We start from the raw sequence: 23,238 nt of genomic DNA, 5'->3' as shown, positions 1-23,238 counted from the left end.
CCGCGAGCCTATCGGCGGCGTGCGCCGAGCTGCTGATACAGGCGCCAGGCGTGCTGGGCGGACCTGCCGGCGAGGACGAGCGGCTCCTCCGCAGGGCCCGTCGCCGCGGGCCGGGAGGTGACCACGCCCAGGCACAGCAGGAGGGTCCCCGCCCCGATCAGCGCGAAGCGCACCGCCTCCACGAGCATCGCGGCGAGCAGGGTCAGCCCCTCGTGCTCGGCCCCGAGATCGATGGCCAGGAGCTGGGTGGCGGCGCCGGCGAGGCAGAGGACCAGCCCTGCCACGGCGGCCGCGACCCACGTCGAGGAGACGTGGCGGCCCATCGCCGCCGCGCCGAGCAGGACCAGCACCGCCGCGCCCATGAGCAGCAGGCGGATCAGCCCCGCCGCCTCGATGCGATGGGTCATGCCCTCGAGGTCCCCTCCGAGGAAGGCCGTGCGCTCGGCCACCAGCCCCACCCCCGAGGCGAGCAGGGCGAGCACGCAGGCGATCAGGCCCAGGGCGGCGGGGCCGGGGGCGCGCCGGCGGAACACCATCAGGACGACGGCGCCCAGCACCGGCGCCAGCAGGCCCAGCAGCGAGAGCACGCGGAGCATCGGAACCTCCAATTCGTACGAGTGTATGAGTGTGACCATACAGCCGTATGGCGTGGGAGGGAAGCGGGATGCGCCGACGGCTCCGATGCAGGACCCTGCCCGCTCCTGTCCGGTCCCGGCCCGACGGCGCGGGGCGGCGGTGCGACGCCGCGAGGTCATCGTCCGCTGACCAGCGCGAAATCCGGTGGCGACAGTCGTCGGGCGTCCCGTAGGTTCCAGGGATGATCCGGCTCCTCGCCCCCGACCCGACCCGCTTCGACGCCTTCGCGGACTGCCTCGCCGAGTACGGAGGCACGGGACTGGACGGCTCGAGCGTCCGGCCGGAGGACACGCTCAGCCTCGACCGGCCGTACTTCGACGGCTACCTGCGCGCCCGTGCCGCGGAGGAGGACGGAACCGACGTCCTGCCGGGCCGCGTGCCCTGCACCTCCCGGTGGATCGTCGAGGACGACTGGGAGGACGGCGGGCCGCTGCTGGGATTCATCGCCCTGCGCCATGCGCTGAACCCCTTCCTGTTCGACCAGGGCGGGCACATCGGCTACAGCGTCCGGCCCTCGGCCCGGCGTCGGGGAGCGGCGACGGCGGCCCTCGCCCTCACGCTCGCCGCCGCGCAGAGGCGCGGCCTCGACCCCGTGCTCGTGACGTGCCTCGAGGGCAACGAGGCCTCCCGGCGGATCATCGAGGCCGCAGGCGGGCAGTACGAGGACTCGCGCGAGGGGCACCGTCGGTACTGGATCGGCCGAGGGCCGGTGCCCACGGCGCCGGACGTGCCGTGAGGCTGCGGCCGCTGCGTGCGGATGCGGCGGACGTCCGAGCCGTCATGGACGCCTTCACCGCCGATCCCGCGGAGATGTTCCGCCAGGGCGAGGTCACGGACGAGGACTCCGCCCGCGCCTACGTCGAGCGCCTGCTGCGGCCGATGATGCGCACCGCCGTGATCGCCGATCCGCGGGACCGCCTGCTCGGCCTGGTCGGCGTGAGCATCGATGCGGGCAACCGCCTGGGCTGGTTCTTCTACTGGCTCCATCCCGCCCATCGCGGGGCCGGGCTGATGTCCCGCGCGGCCCGCGAGGTCGCCGACCGTGCCCTCGCCCCGGAGCCCGAGGGCTGGGGCCTCGAGCGGCTCGAGCTGGGGCACCGTGCGAACAATCCTGCCTCCGGGGCGGTGGCGCGCGCGGCCGGGTTCGTGCAGGAGGGGAGGGAGCGGGAGAAGTTCCTGGTGGAGGGGGAGCGCATCGACGTCCTCACCTACGGCCGGCTCCGCTCCGACCCGGCTCCGGACGCGGAGCTCCTCGACCCGGCCCTGGCCGTGGAGCGCCTCGACGTCTGAGCGGCGCGGATCTGCGCCTTCAGGTCCGATGCGCCGTACCCCGGCCCGGGTGCCGCGCGCGGGGCGCGCTCTCACTCCTCGAGCGACGCCGAGCGTCTCCGGGTGGCCTCGGCCGCGCGGTCCAGGAATCGGGCGATCACCTGCAGCTCCTCGTCCTCGAGCCCGTCCAGGGCGGCGTCGAGATCCTCACCGAGCGGAGCGAGATGCGCGAAGAGCTCGGGCAGGCGATCCGGCAGCGCGCGGACCAGCACCGTGCGGCGATCTCCCGGGTCCCGGTCGCGGGCGACCCAGCCGCCCTCGGCCAGGCGGTCGACGATCCCCGTCGTCGTCGCGGGGCGCAGCGCCAGCAGCTGCGCCAGTGCGCCGATGCTGATCGATCCGTGGCGCTGGACCAGGTTGAAGCACTGCAGGTCCACCGGTCGGATTCCCAGCCGGGCGCTGAGGCGGTGGCTGAAGATCGCCAGCTGCAGCTCGACCTCGCGGTAGCGGTCCTTGACCTCCCAGGACGGAGAACCGCCCCGGTTGATGTCGGGCAGGGGATCGGTCATGGAGCCCATCCTCCCAGGAGCGGCTGCGGACCCGGCGCAAGGTATTTCGGTTTCCGAAGGAACAGACTAGGCTGTGTCCACAGGGTCCGCGAGAGGCCCTCGACCGGAACGGAGACGATCATGGCCCGGCACGGCACGACCTCCACCACAGGATTCGACACGGCGGCAGCCGTCACCCGCTCCATGCTCGGCTGGGGCGCGGTCGCGGGACCCTTCTACCTCGTCCTCGGCCTGATCCTGGCGCTCACGCGCGACGGCTTCGACCTTGCGCGGCATCCCCTGAGCCTCCTCGCCGTCGGCCCCGGCGGGTGGATGCAGACGGTGAACTTCCTGCTCACCGGGGCGATGATCATCGTCGCGGGCTGGGGCATGCTGCGGGCCCTGGAGCGGCGAGGCCCGGGGGCGGCCGTGGTCGTCGCGGGGGCCGGCGTCCTCCTGGCGGCAGTGTTCGAGGCGGATCCCGTCGCCGGCTTCCCGCCCGGCCAGGAGCCGGCGGTCTCGGTCCACGGCATGTTCCATCTGGTGGCGGGAGGCGTGGAGTTCGTGGCCTTCGCCGTCGCGGCGATCCTGCTGTCCCGCGTGCTCTCCCGGCGCGGGGAAACGCGGGCTGGTCTCGTCTCGCTGCTGCTGGGGATCGTGGTGCTGCTGGGCTTCCTCCTGGGAGGGGCGCTCGCCGCCTCGCCCGTCGGCGTCGCGCTGCTGTGGCTCGCCGTGGTCGCGAGCCTCGCCTGGCTGCTGCTCGCCTCGATCCGCATCTACCGGATCGTGCCGCACCCGGACGGCTGCTGACCTGCGCATCCATCGATCTCAGGATCCGGCCCCGGCCCCTCCTCCGTCGGCGGGCGGGGCCGCCCGGCGCGCCAGGGCAGCACGAGTCCCGAGGCGATCAGCCCCAGCACACCGACCAGCAGGGCGCCGCGCACCCCGAGGAGGGTCGCGCAGAGCCCGCCGGCGAGGGCGAACGCCGGAGCGGCACCGCGGGCGGCGAGGCTGAAGGCCGTGCTCACGCGGGTCATGACGGCGTCCTCGGTCGCCTCCATCCGCAGGGCGGAGTACACCGGGCGGAAGACGCCGGCGACCAGGAGCATGAGCGTCGTCGCGACGATGTAGAGGACCAGGCCCGGCGTGCCGCCCGGGAGGAACGGCAGGGCCAGCACGGGAAGCCCGCGCAGGGCCCCGGACCAGACCAGCGTGGGGAGCTGTCCCAGGCGTGCGCTCACCCGCGGGGCCCACCAGGATCCGAGGACTCCGCCCAGGCACGGGAGCGCGAGGGCGAGCCCGTACTGCCAGGGCGGGAGGTCGAGCCCGCGGAGCAGGAGCACCAGCTCCAGCGGGCCGGTCCAGGCGACGAAGCCCGCGAACAGAGTCGCGTTCAGCAGCAGGGGTCGCAGGACGGGGTGCGCTGCGGCGACGGTGAATCCGGCGGAGGCCTCGCGCAGGAACCGCCGCGGCGGACCGGGGGCCGGAGGGGCGGGCTCCGGCGCACGGATCGCGCGGATCCCCAGCGCGGAGGCGACGAGCCCGGCCGCCTGCACGAGCAGCGTCGCCGTCGCCCCCAGCAGCTGCACGATCGCGCCGCCGAGAGCCGGACCCAGGGTGCTGAGCGTCCAGAACGTCGCCTCGAGCCTGCCCAGCGCCGCGGTGCGCTGCTCGCGGGGCACGAGATTCTTCAGATGCGCGGTCGACGCCCCGCCGAAGACCATCCCGCCGAGGGCCGTCCCCGCGGCGACGACCAGCAGCTGGGCGAAGGTGAGCGCGCCGGCCGAATGCGCCAGAGGGACCGACGCGAGGAGCAGCGCCCGGGACAGGTCCGCCGCGATCATCACGGGGCGCTTGCGGCGCACCTCGAGGGCGGGACCGAGGGGCAGGGCCAGCAGCGCCCCCGCGACCCCGGCGACCGCCGTGAGCAGGGATACCTGGAACGTCGAGGCGTCCAGCACGCGCACCGCGATCAGCGGCAGCGCGCCCATGGCGATGGCGGTGCCCGCATCGGAGGCGGCGCGCGCGAACCACAGCCGGGAGAAGTCCGCGCCCAGCGTGCTCGCCGGGCGGGGTGCGCGCGCCGGGCGGGGAGCGCTCGCCGCGTCGGCCGGGCCTGCCGGGCTCATCGCGAGAAGGCGAGGCGGCCGGCGACGAACGTGGCCAGCGGGCGCACGGCGCGCAGGCGGTCGGCGGATTCGCGCGCGGCCTCGGCGGAGCCCGGGGAGGCGACGAAGGGGTCCTCCTCCAGGAGCACCAGGTCCCCGCGTCCGCCGACGGCCAGCTCGTGCACCCCGTCGGTCGAGGCGGCGAGGGCCTCGGCGGGGCTCAGCTGCTGCTCGGCGTGCCAGCCGGGGCGCTCGTCGGCGCTGCGATGGACGGCGGCGGCCATGGCCAGCCACGGGTCGATCGGCGCGACCGGGGCGTCGGAGCCGAAGGCGAGGGGGACGCCCGCGGCCAGCAGATCGCGGAAGCGGAAGGCGGCGCCGCCCTGGCCCGGCCACAGCTCCTCGGTCGCATCGCGGTCCTCGAGCAGGTGGGCCGGCTGGACGGAGGCGATCGCCCCGCGCCGCGCCAGGGCCGCGATGTCGGCGTCGGCGAGCATCTGGGCGTGCTCGAGGCGCACCGGGTGCGGGAACCCGGTGCGGTCCAGGACCGCGAGGGCGAGGCCCGCGGCGGCGTCGCCGATCGCGTGCACGGCCGCGGCGAGCCCCAGCGCGGCGGCGCGGCGCAGCAGCTGCTCGAGGGCGTCCGCGTCGACGTTGAGGACCCCGCGGCCGTGGGCGTGCCCGCCGGCCGCGCCGTAGGGATGGCGGCAGTACGCCGAGCGCGAGCCCAGCGACCCGTCCAGGATCACCTTCAGCGGGCCGACGCTCACCAGACCGGAGTCGCCGATCGGCGTGCCCGTGGGCCCGGGCACGCCGTCCAGCCCCGAGGCGTAGGTGGCCGTCCGCACCCGCAGCATCGGGTCGCGGCGCGCCCACAGGGCATGGTTGTCCGCCCACTCCATGTCGACCAGGCCGACGACGCCGCGGGCCAGCGCCTCCTCCTGCAGGCGCCGCACCCCGGCCTCGAGCCCCGCGGCGACGCCGGGCAGGTCGGCGAGGTGGGCGACGGCGTCGAACCACTCCTCCTCGGCGACGATCCCGCGCCGCGGCGGCAGGCCCAGGCCGGCCAGCGCCGGGGTGTTCATCCAGGCGTGGTGGGCGTCCCCGCCGATCAGCACGATCGGCACCGTGGAGGAGACCGCGTCGAGGGCGGCGACCGTCGGCGGCTGCGGGAAGCCGACCAGCCGGTGCCCGAAGCCGACGAGCGTGCCCGCATGCCCGGCCCGCAGGGTCGCCGCCACGAGCTGGGCGCACTCCTCGGCGCTGCGGACGCCGGAGGTGTCCAGCCGGGTGGCGCCGTGGGCGGCCTGGCCGACGTGCACGTGCTGGTCCCACAGCCCCGGGATCGCCGCGGCCCCGCCCGCGTCATGGACCTCCTCGCCGGGGCACGCGGAGAGGCGCGGGGCGATCTCGGTGATCGTGCCCTCCTCGATGCGCAGGTCGCGGGGGAGGGAGTCGAGGCGCAGGGACCGGATCAGCACCGTCGCAGGCTACCGGAGGCCTCGTAGACCAGGCGGGCATGGCGGCGGTCCGGCGAGCCCTGGAAGAACTCGACGGCGTCCGGCACCACCCGCCACAGCCGCCAGTCGCCGTCGGCGACCTCGGCGCGGGCGGAGGCGCTGCGGGCGGCGAGATCGGCGCGGGACTCGGCCGCATCGGCCTCCACCACGCGGCCGCGCACCCGCACCGAGCGCACCACCTGCGGCCACCAGAAGGTGAGGGCGGCCGCGGGCGCGGCGGCGAGCTGGAGGCCCTTCGTGCTCGAGGCGGTCGAGGCGAACGCCCACCCGCGCGCGTCGACGTCCTTGAGGATCAGCACGCGGGCATCGGGCACCCCGTCCGTGCCGAGGGTGGACAGGGTCATCGCGTGGGGCTCGGGGACCCCGGCGGCGATCGCCTCCTCGAGCCAGACCAGGAACAGGTCCTCGGCGCGCGCGGGAGGATCCGCCGGCAGCGGGCCGGGGGCGGTGCCGGTCAGAGCCTTCAGGGAACGCAGCAGATCGCGGGTGCTCATGGGCTCAGCCTGCCACCTGCGGACCATGACAGCTGTCATGGGCGGGGCGTGACGCCCGGGCGTTCCGCCGCCCGCCGCGCCCCGGAAGGGTGGAGCCATGACCGCAGACCAGATCCCGGCCGTGCAGGTGCACGGCGTGACCAAGCGCTTCGGCGAGATCACCGCCGTCGACGACGTCCACCTCGAGGTGCCCGCCGGGCAGGTGCTGGCCCTGCTGGGCCGCAACGGCGCCGGCAAGTCCACCCTGATGGAGATGCTGCTGGGCATCACGCGTCCGGGCGCGGGGGAGATCCGCGTCGGCGGCCTCGCCCCGCAGGAGGCCAGCAGCCGCGGGCTGATCGGCGCGATGCTGCAGAACGGGGCGCTGCTGCCCGAGGAGACGGTGCGCTCGATGCTGCGCCTGCTGCACTCCCTCCACGCCCGGCCGCTGCCGCTGGAGGAGGTCGCCGAGCGCGCCGACGTCGCCGACCTCATGTCCCGGCGCATCGGCAAGCTCTCCGGGGGCCAGATGCAGCGGGTCCGCTTCGCGGTCGCCCTGCTGGGGGACCCTGACGTGATCCTCCTGGACGAGCCGACCGTCGGCATGGACGTCGAGACCCGGCGCGACTTCTGGGTGCGGATCCGCCACGTCGCCCGGGCGGGGCGGACGATCGTGCTGGCCACCCACTACCTGCAGGAGGCCGAGACCGAGGCGGAGCGCGTCGTGGTCCTGGACCGCGGCCGCATCATCGCCGACGGCCCCGGCGCGGAGATCACCCGCAGCATCTCCGGGCGCACCCTGCGGGTGGTCGGCCCGAGCCCCGCCGAGGTCGCCGCCCTGCCCGGCGTCTCGGAGGCCGTGGCCGACGCCGAGGGCGTCCTCGCCCGCTGCACCGACTCCGACGCCGCCCTGCGCGCCCTGCTGCGCGAGCACCCGCAGGCCCGCGGCATCGAGATCAGCCCGCCCAGCCTGGAGGACGCGTTCCTCCGCCTCACCGAAGGAGCCGTCCGATGACCTCCCGCGCCGCCGCCTACGCGTACCACTCGATCCGCATCACCCTGCACCAGGTGCCCTTCGTCGTCTTCACGATCGCCCTGCCGGTGGGCATGTACCTGCTGTTCTCCATGATGTTCGGGGACATGGGGGAGGGGGCCGCCCGCGCCGGGATCATGGTCAACATGGCCGCCTACGGAGGCCTGGGCGCCGCCGTCACCGCGGGGGCGCAGATCCAGGAGGACCTGCGCACCGGCTTCCTGCGCCAGCTGATGGTCGCCGGGCTCACCCCGCGCGGCTTCCTCATCGGCTCCCTGGCCGCGGCCAGCGCCATCGTGCTGCCGGCCCTGGTCGCCGTGTTCCTCACCGGCGCCGTCACCGGCGTCGACGCGACGCCGGGCCGCATGATCGCCGCCATCGGCGTGCTGTGGGCGGGGCTGCTGCCGGCCATCCTCATCGGCCTGGTGCTGGGCATGTTCCTGCGCGGCAGCGCCGCCAGCGCCGGCAGCGTCGTGGTGATGATGCTGATGGCGATCGCGGGCGGTCTGTGGATGCCGCTGGAGATGTTCCCCGGCTGGATGCAGTCCCTCGGGCAGGGCCTGCCGACGTTCTGGATGAGCCGGTGGGGCGCCTGGGCGCTGGGCGGCCCGCAGGCGCCGGCGATCGGCCTGCTGGTGGTCGGCATCTGGGTGGCGGCCCTCGCGCTCACGGTGCTGCTCGGCATGCGTCGGTCCCGGGGCGGCTCCCGCCGATGAGCGAGACTGTCCCCATGGACGGGACCTGCCAGACGCGCCCGGAGGACCGCCCCCTGACCATGCGGGGCGTCCACCGGGCCGCCGTCGAGTCCGGCGGCCTGGTCTTCTCCGCGCCCTCGCTGGTGTACCTGCTGATCATCATCGGCTTCGGGTTCGCCTCCGGCTCCGTCGCGCCGATGATCGTCGCGACCGCGGTGCTCCTGGTCTACGGCGTCGTGTTCCTGTACTCCTGCGGCATCTCGCTGTACCCGGCCCGGGTCCGGGCCCTCTGGTACCTGGCCAGCTGGCTGCTCATCGCCCTGCTGGTGCCGCTGATCGGGGTCTCCGTCGCGTACCTGGTCGTCTACCAGGCGATGACCCACGTGCTGCTGCTGCCGTGGCGCCGGGCCGTGCCGACGCTGATCCCCCTGGTCCTGGCCGGAGCCGTCGTCGGGATCCTCGGCGAGCAGTACGCGGCGGCGATCCTGGCGGTGGTCGCGCTGATCATGGCGTTCGGTGTGGGCGCCGGCATCCAGCGCGAGCGCCTCGAGCGGCAGCTGGAGGCGGCCGAGCAGCGCAACGCCGTGCTCGCCGTCGTCGCCGAGCGCGAGCGCATCGGCCGGGACCTCCACGACATCCTCGGCCACTCCCTGACCACGGTGACGGTCTCCGCGCAGCTGGCCCGGCGCCTGGTGGACGCCGATCCGGACGGCGCCCGGGAGCAGCTGGAGCAGATCGAGCGGACCGCCCGGCAGGCCCTGGCCGACGTCCGCTCCACCGCCAGCGGCATGCGGACCGTGCGCGCCGCCACCGAGGTCGCCTCGGCGCGCAGCGTCCTCGAGGCCGCCGGCATCCAGGCGCAGGTGCCCTCCGCGCTGCCGGAGCTCGACGATGCGCGGGCCGAGCTGTTCGGCTACGTGATCCGCGAGGGCGTCACCAACGTGGTGCGCCATTCCCGGGCCGGCCGGGCCAGCATCGAGGTCCGGTCCGACGAGGTCGCGATCGGGGACGACGGCACGGGGATCCGGCCCGGCACCGTCCGCAGCGGCCTGGACGGGCTGCGCCGCCGCGTCGAGGAGGCGGGCGGCCGCCTGCACGTGGAGTCCACGCCCTCGGGGACCCGCCTGGTGGCGAGGGTCCCGTGATCCGCCTCGCCGTCGCCGACGACCAGTCGATCCTCCGCTCCGGGCTGGTCGCGCTGCTGCGGCTGGAGACCGATCTCGAGGTGGTGGGGGAGGCGGCCGATGCCGCGGCCGCGCTCGACGTCGTCGCGGACACCGACCCCGACGTGCTGCTGCTGGACGTGCAGATGCCCCCGGGCACCGGTGCCGACGGACGCCCGGGGCCGCAGGACGGCATCGAGGTCGCGCGGCGCCTGCGCGCCGACGGCGCCGCCCGGCCCCGCATCATCGTGCTCACCACCTTCGGACGCGCCGGCTACCTGCGCCGGACGATGGAGACCGGCGCCGAGGGATTCATGGTCAAGGACGCCCCCGTGGAGCGCCTCGTCGACGCGATCCGCCGGGTCCAGCAGGGCCTGCGGGTGGTGGACCCGGACCTGGCCGCCCAGTCGCTGTCCGTCGGCCCCAGCCCGCTGACCGCCAAGGAGACCGAGGTGCTGCGCGCCGCGGCGGACGGCGCCGGCACCTCGCAGATCGCCGCGACCCTGTTCCTGTCCGAGGGGACGGTGCGCAACCACATCTCCTCCGCGATCGGGAAGCTCGGGGTCGCCGGCCGTGCCGAGGCCGTGCGCCGGGCGACCGACAACGGCTGGCTGTGACCTGTCCCGGCGGTGCCCGGCGGGCCAGCGGGGACCGGCACCGGCCCTGCGGCGAGAGATAGTCTGCGACGGTGCATGCGATCGAAGCCGTCCTCCGACTCCTGGTGACGATCTCCGTACCCGTCTTCGCGATCGCCTCCATGCTCTCGATGGGCTTGCGCACCCCCGTGGACACCTTCTCGGCGCAGCTGAAGGACCGCCGCTCCGTGCTCGCGGTCGCGCTCGCGAACTTCGTCGTCGTGCCGGCCGTGGGCGTCGTCCTGATCGGCATGCTGAGCCCCGTCGCCCCGCTCGGCGTGCGCGAGGGGCTGGTGATCGCCCTGTGCGCGGCGGGCGCGCCGTTCGTGCTGCAGCTGGGGACGATGGCCCGGATCCCCTACGACGAGGTCGCCGGGCCGATGGCCGTGCTGCTGGTCGGGACGGTGCTGTTCATGCCGGTCACCGTGCCGTTCCTGGTCCAGGGCGTGGACGTGCGGGCCTTCGACGTGGCCGCCCTGCTGGTGGGCACGATGCTCGCGCCGATGGTCGCGGGGATCGGTCTGGGGCACCTGCTGCCGCGGCACGCCGACCTCCTCGCCCGCACCGCCGGGGGCGTCGCCGCCGTCAGCGCGGTGCTCATGTTCCTCTCGGGCTTCGGCGCCAACTCGGGGCTGGTCGCCGAGCTCGTGCTCTCCCCGGTGATCCTGCTGCCCATCGGCGTGATCGCCCTGGCCTTCCTCGGCGGCCGGATCGCGGGGGACCTGTCCGGGCCCACCCTCACCGTCGCCGACGGCCCGGCGATCCTCACCAGCCAGCGCAACATCGCCGCCGCGCTGCTGGTGGCACGCTCCGCCCCCGATCACGACGAGATGGTCGTGGCGATCCTCCTGGTCAGCGCGGTCGGGTTCTGCATGCTGGTGCCCTATGCGCTGGGCAAGGGCGCGGTGCGACGGCGCCGGGCGGGGGAGCGGACCAGCCTCGGCGCCCTCATCGGCGTCGCGGAGGCGAAGCAGCGCTGAACGGCCCGCCGCGACAGTACACGAGATCGTGTACTGTCGTCGGCGTGATCGAGACCGTCGCCCTGACCCACTCCGCGGCCCTGGCCCGCCTGGGCTCCGCCCTGTCGGACGGCACCCGCGTGCGGATCCTGCTGGCGCTGCGCGAGGCGCCCGCCATCCCCTCCGACCTCGCCGAAGCCCTCGGCGTCTCCCGCCAGGTGATGTCCAACCAGCTCGCGTGCCTGCGCGGCTGCGGGCTCGTCGAGGGGGTGCGGGAGGGCCGCAGCACCTGGTACCGGCTCAGCGACCCGCAGATCGCCGCCGCCCTCGAGGAGATGCTGCGCCTGGTGCTCTTCGTGGACCCCGCATGCTGCGCGGGGGAGTCGTGCACGTGCTGACCGCTCAGCGCCGTCACCTCCTGCAGCGGCGGATCCGCCTGATCGTCACGGCGACCATCGCCTACAACGTCCTCGAGGCCGTGATCGCGCTGAGCGCCGGCGCCGCGGCCGGCTCCGCGGCGCTGATCGGCTTCGGCCTCGACTCCATCGTCGAGGTCCTCTCCGCGGCGGCCGTCGCCTGGCAGTTCGCCGCCCCCGATCCGAGCCGCCGCGAGAAGGCGGCCCTGCGGCTGATCGCGGTGGCGTTCCTCGGGCTCGCCGTGATCGTCTCGGCCGATGCGCTGCGGGCCCTGCTCGGGCTGTCCACCCCCGAGCACTCCGGGGCAGGCATCGCCCTGGCGGCCGTGAGCCTCGCGGTCATGCCGATGCTGTCCTGGATCGAGCGCCGCACGGGACGCGAGCTGGGCTCCGCCTCGGCGATCGCCGATGCGAAGCAGACGCTGATCTGCTCGCTGCTGTCCGCCGCGGTGCTGATCGGGCTGCTGCTGAACTCGCTGCTGGGCTGGACCTGGGCCGACCCCGTGGCCGCCCTGGTCATCGCCGCCTTCGCCGTGCGCGAGGGCCTCGAGGCATGGCGCGGCGAGGCCTGCGCCCAGCCCGTCTCGGCACTGGTGGACGACCAGGCCCGCCCCCACGACTGCTGCTGATCGGCGCCCCCGACCCGGACGCCCGGCCCATCGGCCGATGATCCCGGCGAGGCGCCCCCACCCTGGTACCTTCTCGCGCATGAGCGCCGAGAGCCCCTTCGTGATCGCCGTGGACGCCGGCGGCACGCACACCCGCGTCGGCTGCTACGCCCTGGACGGACGGCAGCTCTCCCGCGTCTCCGGGGCGGGCGGCAGCCCCATGCACAACGACGATGCCGCCGAGAACGTGGCCCGCGCGATCCGCGCCGCGCTCGCCGCGGCGGGCCTCGCGATCGAGGACGCGGCCGCGCTCGGGGTCGGCACCGCCGGCTACGAGCGCGAGGGCTCGAACCAGTCCCGCGGGAAGGGCAACGCCTGGGTCGAGGAGGTCTACGGCCTGCCCGGTCTGCAGTGCCCTCGCGTGATCGTCAACGACGCGGTGATCGCGCATCGCGGAGCCCTCGGCGGGGCGGCCGGGATCGTCGTCGTCGCGGGGACCGGATCGATGATCCTGGCGATCGACGAGCAGGGCCGCGAGGTCGAGAGCGGCCAGTTCGAGCACTACGCCGGAGCGGCGCGGCACCTCGCCTTCTCCGCGATGCACCGGGTCCTGGCCGGGGACGCCGAGGCCGGGGACCCCTTCGTCGCCCGGGCACTCGAGCGCTTCGGGGCGGCCGACGTGCCGGCGCTGCGCGCGGCGGTCCTGGCCCTCGGCGGGACCGACCGCCAGGAGGTCAAGCGCATCTACGGCGGCCTGGCCCCGGTCATCACCGCGCTCGCCGGCGCCTCGGCCACGGCCGATGCGGCGCTCGCCGACCTGGTGGGGCGCACCGTCGACGGGATCGCGCTGCTGGTGCCCCTGATCGCCGCGCGCCCGGTGCCGGTGGCGCTGACCGGATCCCTCGCCCTGAGCGACGCGTTCACCGCCTGCCTGACGGAGCAGCTGCGCGATCGCGGCGTGGCCGCGGAGGTCGTCCCCGCCGCCGCGGACCCGCTGGGCGGCGCGGCCCTCCTCGCCCTCGACGCCGCCCGCACCGCCGCCCCCTGACCCGGGGGCCCTGTCCGCTCTGGGCGGACACCACCTGTCCTCGCCAGCACGTAGCCTCATGGCGTGTCGTCCCTCCTCCACATCCTGCGTTTCACCCGCTCCCTGACCCCGCTGTACGTCGCCGTCGTCGTCTGTTCGATCCTCACCTCGGCCACCACCCTCGTCGTCCCCTTCCTCATCGGCCGCGCGACGGACTCCGTCTCCGGCGCCGTCTCCGGCCAGACCCCCACCGACACCGCCGTGCGCACGGTGATCGTGCTGGCCCTGGCGGTTCTCGTGGCGGAGCTCGCCACCACGCTGATCTCGAACGTCGGCGGCTGGTTCGGCGACGTGATGAGCAACCGGATGCGCACGATCCTCTCGGTGCGCTACTACGACAAGCTGCTCCACCTGCCGCAGCGCTGGTTCGACACGGAGATCACCGGGACCATCGTCGCCCGCCTGAACCGGTCGATCGCCGAGGTCACCGGCTTCGCCAAGACGATGTCCAACGCCTTCGCCTCGATGCTCATCACCACCGCCGCCGTGCTCGTGATCAGCGCCTGGTACGCCTGGCCGCTCGCGGTGCTGCTGCTGGTGATCTTCCCGGTGTACGTGTGGCTGACCGCCCTGACCTCCAAGAAGTGGCAGCGGCTGGAGGGGGAGAAGAACGAGCAGGTCGACATCGCCTCCGGCCGCTTCGCGGAGGTCATCGGCCAGATCCGGGTGGTGAAGTCGTTCGTGCGCGAGCGCAGCGAGCTGGAGGACTTCTCCCGCCGCTTCGGCTCGACCGACGCGACCACCCGCGAGCAGTCCTCCCACTGGCACCGCATGGACGTGCTGCGCCGCTCGGTGCTGAACGTCGTCTTCTTCGCGATCTACGCGATCATCTTCGTGCGCACGGTGCAGGGCCACTTCACCCTCGGCGAGATGGTGCTGCTGGTGCAGCTGATGAACATGGCCAAGTCCCCGGTGGAGTCGATGAGCTGGGTGATCGACGCGTCCCAGCGCGCGATCGCCGGGTCGCGCGACTACTTCCGGGTGATGGCCACGGCCGACGACCCGCGCACCGAGGTCCTGCCCGATGCCGCCGCACGGCTCGAGCCCGTGCCCGGCGCCCCCGCCCTGGAGTTCCATCACGTCGACTTCGCTTACGAGAGCGACGAGGACGTGCTGCACGACATCGACTTCCGGCTCGAGCACGGGGAGCGGATCGCGCTGGTGGGCGAGTCCGGCGGCGGCAAGTCCACGATCGTCAACCTCCTGCTGGGGCTGTACGAGCCCGGGCGCGGAAGCATCGACGTGGCTGGGCACGACGGGCGCACCATCCCGCTCGAGCAGCTGCGCTCGGGCATCGGCGTCGTCTTCCAGGACGCCAGCCTGTTCTCCGGCACGATCCGCGAGAACATCGCCTACGGACGGCCCGACGCGAGCGAGGAGGAGGTCCGCGCCGCGGCGGTGCGGGCCAACGCCGACGGCTTCATCCGCCGTTTCCCCGGGGGCTACGACCAGCTCATCGGCGAGCGGGGCCTGAAGCTCTCCGGCGGGCAGCGCCAGCGCATCGCCGTGGCCCGCGCGATCCTCAAGGACGCCCCCATCCTCGTGCTGGACGAGGCGACCTCCGCCCTGGACACCCGCGCGGAGCGGCAGGTGCAGAAGGGGCTGGACGAGCTGATGAGCGGGCGGACCTCGCTGATCATCGCGCATCGGCTCTCGACCATCGCCGGGGTGGACCGCATCATCACCCTGCGTGAGGGGCACATCGACGAGATCGGCACCCCCGCCGAGCTCGCCGCCTCCGGCGGGATCTACGCCCAGCTGCTGGAGCTGCAGAACTCCGGGCGCACCCGCGCGCTCGCGAAGTTCGACATCACCGGCTGAGCCGACCACGGCTCCGGCCGGCGCCGCGCGGGGGCACGCGCGGCGCCGGCGGGACCTGCTGACGGACAGGCCGAGGTCAGACCGCCCCGATACGATGTGCCCGAGCACACACCGATCGAAGGGGTAGGACATGGGCTTCATCCAGGCGTTCAAGGGCGCGATCTCCGGCATGTTCGCGGACCAGTGGAAGGACTTCCACACGGTCCCGCGGGGCCTGCCGGCGACCGCGGCGCTGTTCCCGTCCGTGCCCCAGGGGCAGAACGCGGGCCGCGGCTCGAACACCCGCGGCAGCGAGAACATCATCTCCAACGGCTCGAAGATCCTCGTGCCCGAGGGCTACGGCCTGATCACCATCGTCGACGGCCGGGCCACGGGCTTCATCACCGAGGCCGGCGGCTACGAGTTCCGGGCCGACTCCCCGGACTCCCGCTCCGTCTTCGCCGGGGACGACCTGGTCGGCTCGACGGTGGGCACCTCGTGGGAGCGCTTCAAGTTCGGCGGCCGTCCCTCCTCGCAGCAGCTCGCGTTCTTCGTGAACCTCAAGGAGATCCCCGACAACCGCTTCGGCACCCAGTCGGAGATCTACTGGGACGACGCCTACCTCAACACCCAGGTCGGTGCGCTGACCCGCGGCTCGTACACGCTGCGGATCCTGGACCCGCTGCTGTTCGTGCACAACTACGTGCCCGCCGCCTTCATCACCGCCGGCGCCGGGGTCTTCGACTTCTCCGACGTGAACAATCCCGCCGGCGGGCAGCTGTTCCGGGAGGTCGTCTCCTCGCTCTCGGCCGCGTTCTCCCGCTACGTGAACGACCCCGACAAGGGCAACCGGATCACCCGCATCCAGTCCGATGCGGTGGGCTTCGCCCAGTCCCTCTCCGCCGTGGTGGAGGAGGAGTACCGCTGGGCCAGCGACCGCGGTCTCGCGATCGTCAAGGTCGCCATCGCCGCGATCGAGTACGACCAGCGCACCCGGGAGCTGCTGGCCGATGTGCAGAAGGCCGATGCGCTCTCCGGCGCCCGCTCGCAGTCCTTCGTCAACCAGGCCGCCGCGCGCGGCGTGCAGGCCGCCGGGGAGACCGGCGGCGGGGCGGGGCTGGCGATGTTCGGCGCGGGCATGGGCGCCGCCGGCGGCATGGTGCGCCCGGTCGACCAGCAGCCGGCCCCGGCCGCCCCCGCCGCTCCCGCAGCCCCGGCGGCGCAGCCCGCCGCGGCGGGCGCGGGTGCCGCCCCCGCGGATCCCGTCGCGCAGCTGGCGCAGTACAAGCAGATGCTCGACCAGGGCCTCATCACGCAGGAGGACTACGACGCGGCGAAGAAGAAGGCGCTCGGTCTCTGAGCATGGCGGAGCAGTCGTGGGCGCGGCCGCAGCCCTGGCCGGCGCCCGGTCAGCGTCCCGGCGCCCCGAGGCCGGGGCAGCAGACGGCCGGGCCGATGCCGGGGCGGCCGTCCATCGGCCTCCCGGGCCAGAGCGTGAGCCCGGGGCCGGGCGCTGCCCCGGGTGCGGGCGCCGCCCCGGGGCCGGGCGCTGCCCCGGGTGCGGGCGCGTCGGCGTGGGCCGGCGCTGCCCCGGGGGCCGGCGCGGCGCCGGTCTCGGATGCGGCGATGGGCCAGGGCGCGCCCGGTCTGCCGGCGCTCGGCGAGGCCACGCGGCGGGCGATGGCCCGCACCGCGGTGCTCGACACTCGCCGTCCGGTCGCGGACGGCCTCGACAAGTGCCCGCGCTGCGGCTCCACGGAGATCGGCTACAGCATCACGCTGCGGGCGCTGTACTGCAGCCACTGCCGCAGCCGATGGAACGAGCCCAACGCGGAACGCAGCTTCGGCCTCGACGCGCCGATCGCCCTGCTGCGCGGCCATCAGCTGGGCTCGGCGACGATGGACGTGCGCGAGGACGCCAGCCTCATGACCCTGCGCTGCCAGGGCTGCGGGGCCGATGTCATGCTGCGCGTGAGCGACCAGCTGCAGGCCCGATGCCACTGGTGCCGCCAGAAGCTCTCGGTCTCCTCGCAGGTCGCCACCGGTGCGGTGCCCGATGCGGTGCTGCCCTTCGCCCTGTCGCGGGAGGAGGCGGTGCGGCGCATCGGCGACTTCATCGGCAGCCGGCGTCGCTTCGCGAAGACGTACGTGACCGAGGGCTTCCGTCCCGAGAACGTCTTCGGGGTGTACATCCCGTACCTGGTGGTGGACGGCAACGTGCACGCCGAGCTGCACGGCAAGGGCGAGGTCACCACCCGCACCTACCAGGTCAAGCGCGGCGACCACTACGTGACCTACCACGACGCCGACGTCCACCAGGTCGACCGGTCCTTCGACCTGCTGATCGACGACCTCGCGGTGGTCTCGGCGCGCAGCTTCGCCGGGAACGTCGCCCGGGCCACGAACCACGTCGTCCAGTCCCTGGCCCCGTACGACACCGACCAGGCGGTGGCGTTCTCGAGCAACTACCTCTCCGGGTTCTCCTCGCAGCGGCGCGACCTCGACGTCACCGACGTCGACCAGGAGGTCGAGGACCGGTTCCTGGCGATCGCCCGCGCCCGCCTCGAGCCGACCGTCGTCGGCTACGACCGCGGGGTGCGCTGGGAGCACGAGGGCGTGGCCGTGCGCGGCACCCGCTGGCTGACGGTGCTGGTGCCGGTGTGGCTGTACAGCTACAGCCCGCCGGAGGGCGACGAGGTCCACTACATCGCCGTGAACGGACGCTCGGGGCTGACCCAGGGGTCGGTGCCGGTCTCCCAGGGGAAGCTGTGGCTGGCCTCGTGCGTGCCCGGCGCCCTGGTCGGCGCGGCGCTCGGCATGCTGGGGCTGCTCCTGATGATCGGGGAGGCGCTGGTATGAGCGCCCTGGGCCTCCTGATGATCCTCGCGGGCATGGTGATCGGGCCGATCACGACGCTGGTGATCTACCTGGTGCTCTCCCGGCGCCACCGCAACGTGCCCCTGCGCTTCGTCTTCGAGTCCGGGACCCGGACCGAGGTGGCGAACCTGCGCAGCCGCGACGTCCGCCTCGGGGCGAACAACCGCCAGCGCGAGGACCGCATGGTGGGCGCGAACTCGAGCCAGCATCTGGCGCGCGTGCAGAAGATCCTGGTCCGATGACCGATCCTGGTCCGATGGCGCCGACGCGGGAGACCGTCGGCGCGGGACCGTCCAGCCGGTACGAAGGGGAGCAGTGAGGCGACGATGAGCCATGACGTGAACGGGCCGGGTCCGCAGGGGGAGCGGCCGGCGACCCCCGGCGCTCCGGGCGCTGGGCCGATGGGTGCGGGCTCCGGCGGTCCGATGGGCCCGGGGCCCGGGGAGCCGGCGGGCGACGGAGGGCCCGCGGCGGGACAGGAGCCGGCGGCATCGGCCGAGGACCTGCTCGCGCAGGTCGAGGAGGCGGCCCATCCCTCCGGTCCGACGCTCGAGGAGCGCACCCGCATCCGCAAGGAGCACGGGCTGGACAAGTGCCCCCGCTGCGGGTCGAGCGACATCGCCTACGACATCCCGCAGCGCGCCCTGGTGTGCTCCTACTGCCGCTACGCGTTCAACGAGCCCAACGCCCACGAGGCCTTCGGCTTCACCTCGCCCATCCAGGACCTGCGCGGCGTCACCATCGGCGCCGGCAGCGAGGACATCGTCGAGGACCAGGACGTCGTCACCCTGAAGTGCCAGGGCTGCGGGGCCGATGTCGTGATCAAGCTCGAGGAGCAGCTGCAGTCCCGCTGCCACTGGTGCCGCCAGACCCTGTCGATCAACACGCAGGTGCCCAACGGCGCGGTGCCCGACGCGGTGCTGCCCTTCCTCCTCAGCCGCGAGCAGGCCGTCGAGAAGGTGAAGGAGTTCGTGGGGGCCCGGCGCACCTTCGCCGACCGGCGCTTCCTGCGGGACTTCACGCCGGAGAACGTGCTGGGCGTGTACATGCCCTACCTCATGGTCGACGCGAACATCCATGCCGAGCTCGCCGGCACCGGCGAGGACACGGTGCGCACCTACACCGAACGCGTGAAGGTGGGCGACCGCGAGGAGACCCGCACCTACTACGACGTGGACGTCTACCAGGTGGCGCGCAAGTTCGACCTGCTGGTCGACGACCTCGCCACCCAGTCCTCGACGCGCTACCACCGCGACCGCAACGAGTCGGCGACCAACTACGTGCTGCGGGCCATCCAGCCCTTCGACGTCGAGGACGCCCTCGTCTACAACAGCAACTACCTCACCGGGCACACCTCCGAGCGCCGCGATCTCGACATCGGCGACATCGACGAGGAGGTCGTGGAGAAGTTCCTCGCGATCGCCCGCGCCCGGGCCCAGCCGACCCTGGGGAAGTACGACCGCGGCGTGAAGTGGGAGGCCGAGGGCGTCTCCGTGCGCGGGGCGCGCTGGGTCGCCGTGCTCCTGCCGGTGTGGCTGTACAGCCAGTACGACGGCAGGCTGTCCCACTACGTCGCCGTGAACGGGCGCACCGGGCAGACCATGGGCTCGATCCCCATCAGCCAGCCGCGCGCGATCGGGGCCTCGTGCCTGGTCGCCACCATCGTCACCGTGCTCGCGGTCGGCGGCGGCATCCTGTCGATGTTCGCGTGAGGAGGAGACCTCGATGATCACGGACCTGATGATCCTGGCCGATCCGATGCTGCTGGCCGGCGGCTCGGACGGCGACTATCCCTTCGGGGTCCTGGCGGCGGGCCCCATCGCCGGGATCCTCGTGTACCTGGGGATCTACTCCCGCTACCGCAACAAGGACAAGCGCTATCGCTTCGAGAGCGAGTCCAAGGTCGAGGTCGGCAACATGATGACCCGGGACGCGAAGATCAAGCATCGCCGTCGCGTCAGCGGCAGCCGCATGGGAGGCGCCAACGAGTCCCGGCACCTCGAGCGGGTGCGGCGCATGCAGATCTCGGGCTGAGGCCCCCTCCCGGAGAGCGGGACCGCCGGCCCCTGGGGGCGGAGGAACCGCCGGACCCCTGGGGGCGGGGAACCGCCGGACCCCCTGGGGCGGAGGTCCGGGGCTCAGGCTCCGGGGGAGGGGCGGTCGGTGAGGATCGCGGAGAAGTCATGCTCCCCGCGCCCGGCGTCCTGCTGCTGCTCGAGGCTGGTCAGGGCGGCGCGCACCGCAGGCAGCTCCCCGGCGGTGTCCAGCAGCAGCCGGGCGTCCTTCGCGATCGCGTTGACGCTGAAGTCCCCGCCCTCGGTGCCGCGCTCGCCGCGCACGAACGGCCCCTTCATGCCGGCGATGAAGGCCAGGCCCGTGCCGCCGAGCATGTCCAGCACCTCCTCGGGGTCCAGGCCGGTCGCATCGCCGAGGGAGAGCGCCTCGCGCAGGCCCTCGGCGCTCACCGCCAGGGCGAGGTTCGCCAGCAGCTTGCCGACCGCCGCCCGCGCGGCGCTGTCCACGCCGCGCAGACGCTCCGGATCCGCCCACGGGGAGACCAGATCCAGGATCCGCTCCCGCAGAGCCGCATCGGCGGTGCCGACGTACACGCCGAGCTTCCCGGCGCGGGCCGGCCCCAGGGACCCGACCACGGGCACGGCCACATAGGTCGGCACGGCGGCGGCGAACTCCTCGGCATCGGCCGGGGAGACGGTGGTGGTGTCGACCCAGGGCACCCCCGCGGGGATCAGCGCGGGCTCCAGCACGGTCTCGCGGACCGCGTCGGGCCCGAACAGGGAGGTGACCACGACCTCCGCCCCGGAGACGGCCTCGGCCGGACTCGCGGCGACCTCGGCGCCCGCCTCGGCCAGGCGCGCGGTGCGCTCCGGGGTCCGGTTCCAGACGCGCAGATCATGGTTCTCGAGCAGGTGGAGGGCGAGCTCGGTCCCCATGCGACCGGTGCCCAGGACGGCGATTCTCATGCCCGCAGTCTGCCATCGGGCGGACCGGTCGCGGGCCCGCCGCGGACCATCGGGCGGACCGGTCGCGGGCCCGCCGCGGACCATCGGGCGGACCGACGCTTTCCCGCAGCGCGGCGGCGAGTGCACAATGGAGGCATGTCGCCTCGGATCAGCCGCCGTCACGCCCTCGCGGCCGCCGCCACCGGCGCCACCGGCCTGGCGCTCACCTCCGTCGAAGCTCTCGCGCAGCCTGCCCTGGGCGGCTGGGGCCGGCAGATGGACGTGCGCGTGGCGACCTATAACGTGTCCCTGTTCCGCGAGAAGGCCGGGGACCTGGTGAGGGACCTGTCGCGCCGCACGGACGCGCAGGCCAAGGCGATCGCCCAGGTCATCCAGGTCAACAACCCCGACATCCTGCTGCTGAACGAGATCGACCACGACGAGGCCGGCGAGGCGGTGGATCTGCTGCGCCGCAACTACCTGGAGGTCTCCCAGGGCGGCGCGACGCCGGTGCACTACCCCTACGCGTACACGGCCCCGGTGAACACGGGCGAGCCCAGCGGGCTGGACCTCGACGGCGACGGCGCCCTCGCAGGCCCGGGCGACGCCTACGGCTACGGCGCCTTCCCGGGCCAGTACGGCATGGCGGTCCTCTCGCGCTATCCGATCCGCACCGACGACGTGCGCACCTTCCAGAAGCTCCCGTGGGCGTCGATGCCCAGCAACCTCATCCCCGAGAGCTTCTACTCGCCGGAGAAGATCTCCGCCCTGCGCCTGTCCTCGAAGTCCCACTGGGACGTGCCCGTCTCCGTGGGCTCCAGCGTGCTGCACGTGCTGGCCTCGCATCCGACCCCGCCCTCCTTCGACGGGCCCGAGCGCCGCAACGCCCGGCGCAACCACGACGAGATCCGGCTGTGGGCCGACTACCTCGCCGGCGGTTCCGCCGCCTCCTGGATCGTGGACGACGCCGGCGTGGCCGGCGGGCTGCCCGTGGGCACGTCCGCCGTGGTCCTCGGCGACCTCAACGCCGATCCCACGGACGGCGACTCCTGGCCCGGCGCGATCGACCAGCTGCTCAGCCACCCCCGACTGCGCGACACGCGGCCGACGGGCTCCGCCCACGAGGAGCGCACCGCCTCGTTCACCCCGGCCCCGGACGGCCCCGGCCCGCTGCGGGTGGACTACGTGCTGCCGACCTCGCAGCTGACCGTGGTGGGCTCCGGCGTGTTCTGGCCGCGGCCCTCCGAGCCGGGCGGGGCCCTCATCGGGCCCGATGCGGCGAAGTCCCCGCGCACCTCCGACCACCGCCTGGTGCGCCTGGACCTGCGTCTGGACGCGTAGTCTCGATCCATGGCTCCTGCGATCTCCCCGATCATCGACCTGCCCGAGCTGCGTGCCCTGCTCGCGGACCGCGCCGACGCGGCCCCGGTGCGGCTGCTGGACGTGCGCTGGGCCCTGGACGGCTCCAAGGGACGGGACACGTATCTCGCCGGGCACATCCCCGGCGCCGTCTACATCGACCTGGGCATCCAGCTGGCCGGCCCGGCATCGGCCGCCGAGGGCCGCCACCCGCTGCCTGCGGCCGAGGATCTCACCGCCGTGCTGCGCGGCGCGGGCGTGGACGACGGCACGATCGTGATCGGCTACGACGACTCCGACGGCTCCCAGGCCTCCCGCCTGGTGTGGATGCTGCGCGCGCTGGGCATCGAGGCCGCTCTGCTCAACGGCGGTCTCGCCGCGTGGGACGGCGAGCTCTCCACGGCCGATGTCACCCCGCCTCCCGGCGACCTCAGCGACCGCCCCTGGCCCGCCGCGGCCATCGCGAGCATCGACGAGGTCGCCTCCGGCGAGGTCGCGGTCGTCGACGCCCGTGCCCCCGAGCGCTACCGCGGGGAGGTCGAGCCGATCGACCCCCGCGCCGGGCACATCCCCGGGGCGGTCAACGTGCCCTTCCCCGGCAACGTCGACGCGGACGGCCGCTTCCTCGCGGCGGACCAGCTGGCCCAGCGCTTCGCCGAGGCCGGGCTGGATCCCGAGGACGAGGTCATCGTCTACTGCGGCTCCGGCGTCACCGCCACCCACGACCTGCTCGCCCTCGAGCGGGCCGGCTACCGGCGCACCCGCTTGTTCCCCGGATCCTGGTCCCGCTGGAGCGCCGATCCTGCGCGCCCCGTGGCCACCGGCCCGCAGCCCTGACCCGACTCCCGCACCGAGTCGTCCCGGCCCGCTGATCCCGACCAGGGCTCGAGTCGAGACCGCCGGATCCCGCCCGGCCCGGAGCCTGCCCTGCCCTCAGGATGAGATCAGGCCTGCAGCGCCGGGGGACCGTGGCCGCGGCGCTCCAGGAATTGCAGACGGGCGTTCCACTTCTCGACGGCGGGTTCTAACGGTCAGCGCAACAGGTGCTCGGAGAATACCTCTCTTGGCGTAGCAAATTCAAGCCGCTTTCGC

Annotated in this window: 25 protein-coding genes; 19 read left to right on the top strand and 6 right to left on the bottom strand. The window is 73.9% G+C overall.

Annotated elements, in window-relative coordinates; translation table 11 throughout:
* Positions 1-8 precede the first annotated feature (8 nt).
* Positions 9-596, bottom strand: a complete 588-nt coding sequence (locus ABD234_RS14130; protein ID WP_038374578.1) for a hypothetical protein — start codon at positions 594-596, stop codon at positions 9-11.
* Between the two features lie 221 nt (positions 597-817).
* Between ABD234_RS14130 and ABD234_RS14125 the strand changes: the two genes are divergently transcribed.
* Positions 818-1,372: a GNAT family N-acetyltransferase gene (locus ABD234_RS14125; protein ID WP_038374579.1), complete on the top strand. Its 555-nt coding sequence runs from the start codon at positions 818-820 to the stop codon at positions 1,370-1,372.
* 44 nt (positions 1,373-1,416) lie between these two features.
* Positions 1,417-1,926 carry a GNAT family N-acetyltransferase gene (locus ABD234_RS14120; protein ID WP_084148686.1) on the top strand — a complete coding sequence of 170 codons (510 nt, stop codon included), beginning with the start codon at positions 1,417-1,419 and terminating at the stop codon, positions 1,924-1,926.
* Positions 1,927-1,997: 71 nt separating this feature from the next.
* Here ABD234_RS14120 and ABD234_RS14115 read toward each other — a convergent pair whose 3' ends face one another.
* The gene (locus tag ABD234_RS14115; protein ID WP_051487185.1) at positions 1,998-2,474 is read right to left on the bottom strand and encodes a MarR family winged helix-turn-helix transcriptional regulator; all 477 of its coding nucleotides are present in this window, start codon (positions 2,472-2,474) and stop codon (positions 1,998-2,000) included.
* Positions 2,475-2,594: 120 nt separating this feature from the next.
* Between ABD234_RS14115 and ABD234_RS14110 the strand changes: the two genes are divergently transcribed.
* On the top strand, positions 2,595-3,263 hold the full coding sequence (locus ABD234_RS14110) for a DUF998 domain-containing protein (RefSeq protein ID WP_038374581.1): 669 nt from the start codon (positions 2,595-2,597) through the stop codon (positions 3,261-3,263).
* On the opposite strand, the gene ABD234_RS14105 is transcribed toward ABD234_RS14110, so the two are convergent.
* The 3 genes from ABD234_RS14105 to ABD234_RS14095 are packed head-to-tail and all read right to left on the bottom strand — an operon-like array spanning position 3,230 to position 6,575.
* On the bottom strand, positions 3,230-4,582 hold the full coding sequence (locus ABD234_RS14105) for an MFS transporter (protein WP_084148684.1): 1,353 nt from the start codon (positions 4,580-4,582) through the stop codon (positions 3,230-3,232). The genes ABD234_RS14110 and ABD234_RS14105 overlap by 34 nt on opposite strands.
* Positions 4,579-6,042: an amidohydrolase family protein gene (locus ABD234_RS14100; RefSeq protein WP_038374582.1), complete on the bottom strand. Its 1,464-nt coding sequence runs from the start codon at positions 6,040-6,042 to the stop codon at positions 4,579-4,581. The genes ABD234_RS14105 and ABD234_RS14100 overlap by 4 nt, the downstream gene beginning before the upstream one ends.
* Positions 6,036-6,575 (bottom strand): pyridoxamine 5'-phosphate oxidase family protein, encoded by a 540-nt coding sequence (locus ABD234_RS14095; RefSeq protein ID WP_038374583.1) that lies wholly within the window; start codon positions 6,573-6,575, stop codon positions 6,036-6,038. Before ABD234_RS14095 ends, ABD234_RS14100 begins: the two co-directional genes overlap by 7 nt.
* Positions 6,576-6,672: 97 nt before the next feature.
* On the opposite strand from ABD234_RS14095, the gene ABD234_RS14090 reads away from it, so the two are divergent.
* From ABD234_RS14090 to ABD234_RS14025, 14 genes are all read left to right on the top strand, one after another.
* Positions 6,673-7,569, top strand: a complete 897-nt coding sequence (locus ABD234_RS14090) for an ABC transporter ATP-binding protein (protein ID WP_038374585.1) — start codon at positions 6,673-6,675, stop codon at positions 7,567-7,569.
* Positions 7,566-8,303 (top strand): ABC transporter permease, encoded by a 738-nt coding sequence (locus tag ABD234_RS14085; RefSeq protein ID WP_051487186.1) that lies wholly within the window; start codon positions 7,566-7,568, stop codon positions 8,301-8,303. Before ABD234_RS14090 ends, ABD234_RS14085 begins: the two co-directional genes overlap by 4 nt.
* A gap of 14 nt (positions 8,304-8,317) precedes the next feature.
* Entirely contained in the window at positions 8,318-9,427 is a 1,110-nt protein-coding gene (locus tag ABD234_RS14080) for a sensor histidine kinase (protein WP_198025498.1), read from the top strand.
* Positions 9,424-10,062: a response regulator transcription factor gene (locus ABD234_RS14075; protein ID WP_038374586.1), complete on the top strand. Its 639-nt coding sequence runs from the start codon at positions 9,424-9,426 to the stop codon at positions 10,060-10,062. Before ABD234_RS14080 ends, ABD234_RS14075 begins: the two co-directional genes overlap by 4 nt.
* 71 nt (positions 10,063-10,133) lie before the next feature.
* Positions 10,134-11,060, top strand: a complete 927-nt coding sequence (locus ABD234_RS14070; RefSeq protein ID WP_038374588.1) for a Na+-dependent transporter — start codon at positions 10,134-10,136, stop codon at positions 11,058-11,060.
* A gap of 47 nt (positions 11,061-11,107) precedes the next feature.
* Entirely contained in the window at positions 11,108-11,437 is a 330-nt protein-coding gene (locus ABD234_RS14065) for an ArsR/SmtB family transcription factor (protein WP_038374603.1), read from the top strand.
* Complete coding sequence (locus ABD234_RS14060) at positions 11,407-12,084, top strand: cation efflux transmembrane domain-containing protein (protein ID WP_038374589.1); 678 nt, start codon at positions 11,407-11,409, stop codon at positions 12,082-12,084. Before ABD234_RS14065 ends, ABD234_RS14060 begins: the two co-directional genes overlap by 31 nt.
* Positions 12,085-12,163: 79 nt before the next feature.
* A complete protein-coding gene (locus tag ABD234_RS14055; protein ID WP_038374590.1) occupies positions 12,164-13,111 on the top strand; it encodes a BadF/BadG/BcrA/BcrD ATPase family protein in 948 nt (315 codons plus the stop codon).
* A gap of 63 nt (positions 13,112-13,174) precedes the next feature.
* The gene (locus tag ABD234_RS14050; protein ID WP_038374592.1) at positions 13,175-14,971 is read left to right on the top strand and encodes an ABC transporter ATP-binding protein; all 1,797 of its coding nucleotides are present in this window, start codon (positions 13,175-13,177) and stop codon (positions 14,969-14,971) included.
* A gap of 130 nt (positions 14,972-15,101) precedes the next feature.
* Positions 15,102-16,310 carry an SHOCT domain-containing protein gene (locus ABD234_RS14045; RefSeq protein WP_344357383.1) on the top strand — a complete coding sequence of 403 codons (1,209 nt, stop codon included), beginning with the start codon at positions 15,102-15,104 and terminating at the stop codon, positions 16,308-16,310.
* Positions 16,311-16,576: 266 nt separating this feature from the next.
* Positions 16,577-17,809 (top strand): hypothetical protein, encoded by a 1,233-nt coding sequence (locus ABD234_RS14040; RefSeq protein WP_051487226.1) that lies wholly within the window; start codon positions 16,577-16,579, stop codon positions 17,807-17,809.
* A complete protein-coding gene (locus ABD234_RS14035; protein WP_051487227.1) occupies positions 17,806-18,069 on the top strand; it encodes a hypothetical protein in 264 nt (87 codons plus the stop codon). Before ABD234_RS14040 ends, ABD234_RS14035 begins: the two co-directional genes overlap by 4 nt.
* An 84-nt stretch (positions 18,070-18,153) precedes the next feature.
* Positions 18,154-19,539 carry a TFIIB-type zinc ribbon-containing protein gene (locus ABD234_RS14030; RefSeq protein ID WP_156954214.1) on the top strand — a complete coding sequence of 462 codons (1,386 nt, stop codon included), beginning with the start codon at positions 18,154-18,156 and terminating at the stop codon, positions 19,537-19,539.
* A 13-nt stretch (positions 19,540-19,552) separates the two neighbouring features.
* Positions 19,553-19,861, top strand: coding sequence for a hypothetical protein (locus ABD234_RS14025; RefSeq protein ID WP_038374771.1), 309 nt, complete (start codon positions 19,553-19,555; stop codon positions 19,859-19,861).
* 104 nt (positions 19,862-19,965) lie between these two features.
* Here the strand turns inward: ABD234_RS14025 and ABD234_RS14020 are convergent, their stop codons facing one another.
* Positions 19,966-20,808 carry an NAD(P)-dependent oxidoreductase gene (locus ABD234_RS14020; RefSeq protein ID WP_038374773.1) on the bottom strand — a complete coding sequence of 281 codons (843 nt, stop codon included), beginning with the start codon at positions 20,806-20,808 and terminating at the stop codon, positions 19,966-19,968.
* Positions 20,809-20,943: 135 nt separating this feature from the next.
* On the opposite strand from ABD234_RS14020, the gene ABD234_RS14015 reads away from it, so the two are divergent.
* Both ABD234_RS14015 and ABD234_RS14010 read left to right on the top strand, forming a co-directional pair.
* Complete coding sequence (locus ABD234_RS14015) at positions 20,944-22,128, top strand: endonuclease/exonuclease/phosphatase family protein (protein ID WP_038374774.1); 1,185 nt, start codon at positions 20,944-20,946, stop codon at positions 22,126-22,128.
* 9 nt (positions 22,129-22,137) lie between these two features.
* Positions 22,138-22,983 carry a sulfurtransferase gene (locus ABD234_RS14010; RefSeq protein WP_038374775.1) on the top strand — a complete coding sequence of 282 codons (846 nt, stop codon included), beginning with the start codon at positions 22,138-22,140 and terminating at the stop codon, positions 22,981-22,983.
* Positions 22,984-23,238: the final 255 nt, after the last annotated feature.

Source organism: Brachybacterium phenoliresistens (assembly GCF_039530785.1).
In the GTDB taxonomy this organism is placed as follows: domain Bacteria; phylum Actinomycetota; class Actinomycetes; order Actinomycetales; family Dermabacteraceae; genus Brachybacterium; species Brachybacterium phenoliresistens.
Note: the sequence above shows the minus strand (reverse complement) of the source record. Positions and strands in the feature narration are given on the sequence as shown.

Coding starts and splice junctions, on each gene's coding strand:
- ABD234_RS14130 (WP_038374578.1), bottom strand. CDS start 596: ATGCTCCGCGTGCTCTCGCTGCTGGGCCTGCTGGCGCCGGTGCTGGGC.
- ABD234_RS14125 (WP_038374579.1), top strand. CDS start 818: ATGATCCGGCTCCTCGCCCCCGACCCGACCCGCTTCGACGCCTTCGCG.
- ABD234_RS14120 (WP_084148686.1), top strand. CDS start 1,417: ATGGACGCCTTCACCGCCGATCCCGCGGAGATGTTCCGCCAGGGCGAG.
- ABD234_RS14115 (WP_051487185.1), bottom strand. CDS start 2,474: ATGACCGATCCCCTGCCCGACATCAACCGGGGCGGTTCTCCGTCCTGG.
- ABD234_RS14110 (WP_038374581.1), top strand. CDS start 2,595: ATGGCCCGGCACGGCACGACCTCCACCACAGGATTCGACACGGCGGCA.
- ABD234_RS14105 (WP_084148684.1), bottom strand. CDS start 4,582: ATGAGCCCGGCAGGCCCGGCCGACGCGGCGAGCGCTCCCCGCCCGGCG.
- ABD234_RS14095 (WP_038374583.1), bottom strand. CDS start 6,575: ATGAGCACCCGCGATCTGCTGCGTTCCCTGAAGGCTCTGACCGGCACC.
- ABD234_RS14090 (WP_038374585.1), top strand. CDS start 6,673: ATGACCGCAGACCAGATCCCGGCCGTGCAGGTGCACGGCGTGACCAAG.
- ABD234_RS14085 (WP_051487186.1), top strand. CDS start 7,566: ATGACCTCCCGCGCCGCCGCCTACGCGTACCACTCGATCCGCATCACC.
- ABD234_RS14080 (WP_198025498.1), top strand. CDS start 8,318: ATGGACGGGACCTGCCAGACGCGCCCGGAGGACCGCCCCCTGACCATG.
- ABD234_RS14060 (WP_038374589.1), top strand. CDS start 11,407: ATGCTGCGCGGGGGAGTCGTGCACGTGCTGACCGCTCAGCGCCGTCAC.
- ABD234_RS14055 (WP_038374590.1), top strand. CDS start 12,164: ATGAGCGCCGAGAGCCCCTTCGTGATCGCCGTGGACGCCGGCGGCACG.
- ABD234_RS14045 (WP_344357383.1), top strand. CDS start 15,102: ATGGGCTTCATCCAGGCGTTCAAGGGCGCGATCTCCGGCATGTTCGCG.
- ABD234_RS14040 (WP_051487226.1), top strand. CDS start 16,577: ATGGGCCAGGGCGCGCCCGGTCTGCCGGCGCTCGGCGAGGCCACGCGG.
- ABD234_RS14035 (WP_051487227.1), top strand. CDS start 17,806: ATGAGCGCCCTGGGCCTCCTGATGATCCTCGCGGGCATGGTGATCGGG.
- ABD234_RS14030 (WP_156954214.1), top strand. CDS start 18,154: ATGAGCCATGACGTGAACGGGCCGGGTCCGCAGGGGGAGCGGCCGGCG.
- ABD234_RS14025 (WP_038374771.1), top strand. CDS start 19,553: ATGATCACGGACCTGATGATCCTGGCCGATCCGATGCTGCTGGCCGGC.
- ABD234_RS14020 (WP_038374773.1), bottom strand. CDS start 20,808: ATGAGAATCGCCGTCCTGGGCACCGGTCGCATGGGGACCGAGCTCGCC.
- ABD234_RS14015 (WP_038374774.1), top strand. CDS start 20,944: ATGTCGCCTCGGATCAGCCGCCGTCACGCCCTCGCGGCCGCCGCCACC.
- ABD234_RS14010 (WP_038374775.1), top strand. CDS start 22,138: ATGGCTCCTGCGATCTCCCCGATCATCGACCTGCCCGAGCTGCGTGCC.